This is a genomic window from Nostoc sp. KVJ20 (genome assembly GCF_001712795.1).
GTDB lineage: Bacteria > Cyanobacteriota > Cyanobacteriia > Cyanobacteriales > Nostocaceae > Nostoc.
Window position 1 is genome coordinate 1 of the sequence record NZ_KV757710.1, and the last position, 4,472, is coordinate 4,472.

General features: G+C 38.9%; 3 protein-coding genes. All 3 read right to left on the bottom strand.

Annotated elements, in window-relative coordinates:
• Nucleotides 1–603 precede the first annotated feature (603 nt).
• A complete protein-coding gene (locus tag A4S05_RS30875) occupies nt 604–1,551 on the bottom strand; it encodes a glycosyltransferase family 2 protein (protein ID WP_069073591.1) in 948 nt (315 codons plus the stop codon).
• A gap of 93 nt (nt 1,552–1,644) precedes the next feature.
• Nucleotides 1,645–2,664: an Npun_R2821/Npun_R2822 family protein gene (locus A4S05_RS30880; RefSeq protein WP_069073592.1), complete on the bottom strand. Its 1,020-nt coding sequence runs from the start codon at nt 2,662–2,664 to the stop codon at nt 1,645–1,647.
• Between the two features lie 308 nt (nt 2,665–2,972).
• Entirely contained in the window at nt 2,973–4,376 is a 1,404-nt protein-coding gene (locus A4S05_RS30885) for a hypothetical protein (protein WP_069073593.1), read from the bottom strand.
• Nucleotides 4,377–4,472 lie beyond the last annotated feature (96 nt).

The following is a 4,472-nucleotide window of genomic DNA, read 5'->3' on the forward strand; positions in this document are numbered from 1 at the left end:
CATCGCGTCTTCAAAGACAAATTATCTACACCAGTAACCTTAACTGAACCGTATTGGATTATAGCGCTTCTCAGTTGAGTTTAATACAAACGTTATACCATTTCACTTTAGTAATGATACAAATACGTGGGTAAGGGTAAAGCACATTACATTGCTCATTGGTGTCAACTTAAGCTAGAAATAGCTTCGCTGCGGGCTTCATAACCCGCCAGAGAATGAATTCTCTGGCTCATAGCTAAAGTCTACTGAAGTAGACTGAATATTTTTGGGGATATCTAGTCATCTTCAGATGACTTTAGCTATGAGACAGGGATTTACAATCCCTGGCGGACGTGCGGTTTCGCGTTAAGTTGACACCAATGAGCAGTGCTTTACCCCTACGAAAAATCTATATGTATCAAGATTTTCGTGAAATGGTATAAGCTGTAATCATTACAAAAATCAGTGCATGATTCTGGAGTAATAAGTAATGAGTAAATACCCATTTCTCATCCACTCATTACTCGTAAAATAGATAATTTTCTTTGCGCCTTTGTGTGAGACATTATCCACTAGGATAAAAAACGATACCTGCGGCGGGCTGCGCCAACACATTTCCATAGGCTAACCCCGCAACTGTCGCAGTGCATTAAAAGCCTTACCTCGCAACCCAACTGGTAACAACGATAACCCTAAACCAGTCCAAGCTTTAGGAGTAGAAAAAGACTGTCCTGCTAAAACTAACTCTCTGCCTTTTTGCGTTTCACCCTTTTCAATTAAACGCAAACCCAATAATAGTTGCGTTTCAGTTAGACGATTTTTCCTGGTTGTCTCTATTTTTTCAGACTCAAATTTATAACTTTCTAAATACCGGATTTTATCAAATAAATAAGGAATAGCTCGATTAATACCTTGCTGCTCTGCATGATAGCGATATTCCATCAATAATTCTGGTAAGTAATAGCCATTTTTCCCAGCTAAAGCAAGACGCACAAATAAATCATTATCCTCACAATTTTGGAGATTTGGTTGCATATATCCTAATTCTTGCAATGTTTGACGGCGAAATAATGTCGCTCCAACTTGAAAGCTTTGCTGAATAAATACAACTTCCAACAAATTATTTACAATACCTGCTGGTAAATTCTTCCTACCCCAGCGTCGAGTATTTTCTTGAGTTTTTGCCTCATCCCGCACATTATTAATATCAATTATCCAATGGTCTGTACCAACAAAATCAATGCTAGAGTCTTGAGCAAGAATAGCTGCGGTACTTGCGAGAAAATCGGGTGTTAGCCGATCATCATCATCAAATTTAATAAAATATTTACCGGTGGCTGCATCAAAGCCAGAGCGCATATTATTACTTTTACCAATATTTTGCAGATGACGGATATATTTAATCCGCTGGTCTGTGTACTGTGACATCAATTCAGGTGTACCATCGCTAGAACCGTCATCACAAACAATTAGCTCAAAATCTTGCTCAGACTGATTGAGCACACTGTTAATGGCATAAGGTAGGAGATGAACACGATTGAAAGTAGGAATGCAAACAGTAATTTTAGGCATATTGTATACTAATAACTTAAAAGCATATATAATAAAATAGAAATTTTATATCATATCAATTGCTAATTTAATACATCGCTAATAAAGCTAGATTTAGCGGATACTTCTTTGAATTTTATTCATTGTTTTGTTGAAAAAAATATTAGTTTTTGCAATTATACTGAGTGGTTTTAGCTGTTTTGGTCTTTGTTCTGGATGTTTGAGAAAGCGATAGTATAAAAACTCATTTGCATAACAGATATTAACCTCTTTACCTTGACTTAAGTGGGCGAAATCACGAGCAGAATAGCTCATGTAATGGATGCGATGAATTGGTTTTAAGCCGTCTTGATTGTAAAGAACATTATTAATGTTAACGAAGGGATCTGCATTGGCACAGTTACCTGTTCTATCTTCGCCATTAGGGCTAAGTGTAAAGTTAAATAGTGGGCGATCGCAGCGTAAAGTCATATAATTAAACAAAAAAGCGTCATCCCACCAGCCATATCCATTAATCCATTCAACTTCCCTATGGGTAATTAATAGCTCCTTCATTGTTTCAATTTCTTTAACAGTAAATAACCCCCGTTTAGATCCAAAAAAGCTAGAGCAATGCAGCTTAGGACGTATATCTGCTTCTGTATACAGCCCAGTTTTTTCTATAACTGAAATATTCAAAGCTGCAACAGGCCTATCCTTAAGATGTTCCCAGTCATCAAAAACAAAATCGGATGTTTCTAACTTGTCAATTACATTATTGAGTGGCTTCATCGCCAAGCTATCGCCATCATAAAATACAAATTTATCAAAAATCCCTTCAAAGGCAACAAACTTTCTTTGTAAATGACTTTTGTACCAGCTAGAGTGTGATAATTTTGTATCTTGTTGCCTGGAATGAGCAGCCCAAACCTGATGAGCAAATTCTTCCCAGCGTTGAATTACCTCCCAATTATCAAACAGAATTACATTTTTTCGAGCATTAACTTCTTGCCTAACTAAGTCTAGTCGCTCATCATAAGGAATAATGCAAATAGGAATATCTGCGCTAACATTCACCTCAATGCTGTTTAGCAAAGCTACTAGTTGGTCAAACACCACATCATTCGCAAGGGTGTAAATACCGAAAGTATCCATTTTGATAAATCCTTTTTATGTTTAGTCACTGAAGGGATGTTTGAAAAGTATTGTCGGTAACAGCAATACCTCACAAACTTAACCACCGAGCAAACCTTCCCTATGAGGGAATGGAAGCGGGAATTGTAGTATATTTTGCTACTTTTTAAACATTCTCTGGGTAACGCAAATAATATTATTGTTATTTTCTAATCTATTATTCCCAAGTAATTAATAATATACACATAATTGAAACCTGGCGAAACGCTGATGATTTCGGACGAGTTCTTCTGCTTAGGCAGAAGGCATTATCCATTGTGACCGATGCTCTACAATCTTTGATCTTCTGGATGCAAATTGTACCAACTATACCAGTGACGAACTGCTAGCCAAATCGCTGAAAGCAAACCCGCTAGGCTGAGAGTGAGTCCGCTGAAGGGTACTAATAATCCAAAAATAGGCAGCACTGCTCCAGCAATTGTGGGGACGATCGCAGCCAAAGAAGCTCTGCGGCTAGCTCCCAATCCCCACGTTAAAATTAGTAAGATGATGGAAATTAAAGTCCAAGCCAACTGAGCATTGATAACGCGAGCTAGATAAGTCAAGGTCAATAGACAAGCAAAGAAAATACTAGCAGCGATCGCTACATTTTTGAAACTCATGGGCAGTGACAAATATAACAACAGTATCCACCATAAAAATATTGCTGGCGCTAGCAATAAAAGACGCGGAATTACCCCCGTGTTACCAATAGGCTCGGTATTGGTAAATACTCCAAATGGATTTTTAACTGAAACATTATCGTCAAATTTCCAAGTAAATTGCGTACTGCGTCCGTCAGATTTAATCTCATCAGGTTCAATACCACTGGCAAAATTAGCTGGAGCAAAGTTAGCAATTGCGATAAGGCGGAAGTTGGATAGCATCTGTCCCCCCGCACTATAAACCCAGCGAGGGCCGCCTCTAGCCTGATATGTGACTCGAAAGGTGGTTTCTTCCCCTGGTTGCAGCCGGAAGGGAAAACCATAGTCTCCCGGATTGCTTGGCTGTAACCTAGTCCCGTCACGCTCGATTTTGTAGCTTTTAAGGAGTATGGAGCCGTTGGGTGGTGGTACTTCAAAGAAAAAATTATTAATATCCTTGAGTTGGTTAACTACTTTATAATCAGCAGTATAATCTACGCGATAAATTGAGCTACGACCTGGAACATCTACACTTTGGTCAAGCTTGACTTGAATTTGCGAACCAGCCAGCATTAAAAAGCGATTGATCTCTCGTGTCTCATTTACCTTAACTATTTTGCCATCAACTTGAGTGGTATATGAGTATGGCTCTCGAATAGAGTAGCGGACTTGGGGCGCAAATTGTTCGAGCTTTTCACCTGCAACACTTTCAGCCACTTGAGCCACCTTTGCTTGTTCCCAGTGGTGATAGCGATTGCTTAAAGTTGAACAGAGAAAAAATCCCGGTACTAACAGAACTAATATTAGAGTTAAATGCTGCAATCCCCGCAACAGTTGGGAATAGCGAACAGCCCATTCGCCAATAAATATAAGTTGTTCAGGCTGACTTCGACGCAGGGAAAAACTGATCAGTGCGATCGCAACTCCCAAAGCTACGATCAAAAATACTAATAATAATGAAGCTTTGAGCGCCTCGGTTCCAAATTGAACAAGCTCAATCGGATGCGTCAAATCGGGTAATCCAGGAATACCTTGAGCAGAAGATGACATTGGTTGATTTTTGCAGAATTTGGAGAACCAGACCAATAAAATCTCTTAAAAGTTTCTGGAAAGAGGTATAAATTATTTCCCAGTCCCCAATCCCCA

What these genes read in the sequence shown, in the direction of transcription:
- A4S05_RS30885 (WP_069073593.1), bottom strand. Translation starts at nt 4,376, where the DNA reads ATGTCATCTTCTGCTCAAGGTATTCCTGGATTACCCGATTTGACGCAT.
- A4S05_RS30880 (WP_069073592.1), bottom strand. Translation starts at nt 2,664, where the DNA reads ATGGATACTTTCGGTATTTACACCCTTGCGAATGATGTGGTGTTTGAC.
- A4S05_RS30875 (WP_069073591.1), bottom strand. Translation starts at nt 1,551, where the DNA reads ATGCCTAAAATTACTGTTTGCATTCCTACTTTCAATCGTGTTCATCTC.